Origin of the sequence: Stenotrophomonas sp. TWI809 (genome assembly GCF_039673205.1) — a bacterium.
Classification (GTDB): Bacteria; Pseudomonadota; Gammaproteobacteria; order Xanthomonadales; family Xanthomonadaceae; genus Stenotrophomonas.
Genome location: NZ_JBDJLE010000051.1, coordinates 1 through 1,457 on the forward strand (window position 1 = coordinate 1; position 1,457 = coordinate 1,457).

2 protein-coding genes and 1 pseudogene are annotated in these 1,457 nt (G+C 67.2%); 1 reads left to right on the forward strand and 2 read right to left on the reverse strand.

What is annotated here, in order from left to right; all coding sequences use genetic code 11:
- Nucleotides 1–145: pseudogene (locus tag ABE472_RS18800) on the forward strand (transaldolase); the annotation flags it as partial.
- 218 nt (nucleotides 146–363) lie between these two features.
- Here the strand turns inward: ABE472_RS18800 and msrA are convergent.
- Both msrA and ABE472_RS18810 read right to left on the reverse strand, forming a co-directional pair.
- Complete coding sequence (gene msrA / locus ABE472_RS18805) at nucleotides 364–1,017, reverse strand: peptide-methionine (S)-S-oxide reductase MsrA (RefSeq protein ID WP_346466781.1); 654 nt, start codon at nucleotides 1,015–1,017, stop codon at nucleotides 364–366.
- Nucleotides 1,018–1,047: 30 nt separating this feature from the next.
- On the reverse strand, nucleotides 1,048–1,314 hold the full coding sequence (locus ABE472_RS18810) for a DUF2007 domain-containing protein (protein WP_346466780.1): 267 nt from the start codon (nucleotides 1,312–1,314) through the stop codon (nucleotides 1,048–1,050).
- Between the last annotated feature and the right edge of the window lie 143 nt (nucleotides 1,315–1,457).

The window sequence follows — 1,457 nt, forward strand, 5'->3', positions numbered from 1 at the left end:
GGTGCAGGTGACGCCGATCGATGCGGCGCGCTTTGCGGCGGATCTGGCGGCCGACCCGATGGCGACGGAGAAGCTGGCCAGCGGCATCGATGCGTTCGCCAAGGATCTGGAGGCGTTGCGGCAGACGATCCGCGAGCGGCTGTAAGCGCTGGCGGTTGGCTGGCTGTACGACAAAAGGCCCCGCTCATGCGGGGCCTTTTGTTTTTGGCGCGTATGGCAACGGCAACGGCAACGGCTCACTTTCGTTGGGGTTGGCGCGGTGTGGGTGCGTTGGGAAGAGCACGGGCAAGGAGCGTCGAGCAATGGTGCGAAACGCAGGTGACGAATCTGGTAGAGCCGACCGTTGGTCGGCTTCCTCCGCTATCAGGCGTCCACGCCGATGGGGCAGCTGACGCCGGTGCCGCCGATGCCGCAGTAGCCGTTGGGGTTCTTGGCGAGGTACTGCTGGTGGTAGTCCTCGGCGTAGTAGTACGCGGGCGCGGGGAAGACGAGTTCGGTGGTGATGGCACCGTAGCCGCCGTCGTTGAGGCGCTGCTGGTAGGCGTCGCGGCTGGCCAGGGCAGCGTCGTGCTGGGCCTGGGTGGTGGCGTGGATCGCGGAGCGGTACTGGGTGCCGGTGTCGTTGCCCTGGCGCATGCCCTGGGTGGGGTCGTGACTTTCCCAGAAGACCTGGAGGAGGCGCTCAAGCGGGACGATGGCGGGGTCGTAGACGACCTCGACGATTTCGGTGTGCCCGGTGAGGCCGGAGCAGACTTCTTCGTAGGTGGGGTTCGGGGTGACGCCGCCGGCGTAACCGACCGAGGTCGAGTAGACGCCGGGGATGGTCCAGAATTTTCGCTCCGCGCCCCAGAAACAGCCCATGGCGAAGCGGATGCGCGCCAGGCCGGTGAAGCTGTCTTTCAGCGGGTGGCTGTTGACGTAATGCTGGTTGTGCAGCAGCGGCAGGGGCTGGTCGCGGCCCGGCAACGCTTCTTCCGGGCGCGGCAGGCGCTGCTTGAAGGCGCCGATGCCCAACAGACCGTTTCCAATACCCAACATGGCGTTCTCCTAGGCCGGCAACAGGCCGGCGCTTTCGTCTCCGTTGAATATGGGGTCGTCCGGGGCCGCGCCCAAGTCCAGTTGGGCAACGATGTCTTCCGCTTCGGGACGGGCCAGATCGGGGACGCACACGCGCAGGACGCCGAACAGCGGGAGCTCGCCCATGCCCCCCAGCAGCGATTCACCGAAGACGAAGGCGGGGATGCCGGCGTCCTCCAGGGCGTGTTTGACCAGATGGGCGTCGAACAGGTTGTCGGCCTGGTAGATCACGTGCATGGGTGGGCTCCGGAGGGCATGGGCCCAGCATACGCCCGGGGGCTGAAGGCGTCCCGACCCGCGGCGGTCATCTTCCAGGCGCCGGCGGATCCCGAAGTGCCGGCCGCTGGCCGGCTCCGGATATCGCCGGCACTGTGCAGCGC

Bases quoted from the DNA above. Each gene is read 5' to 3' on its own strand.
- ABE472_RS18810 (WP_346466780.1), bottom strand. From the start codon at position 1,314: ATGCACGTGATCTACCAGGCCGACAACCTGTTCGACGCCCATCTGGTC.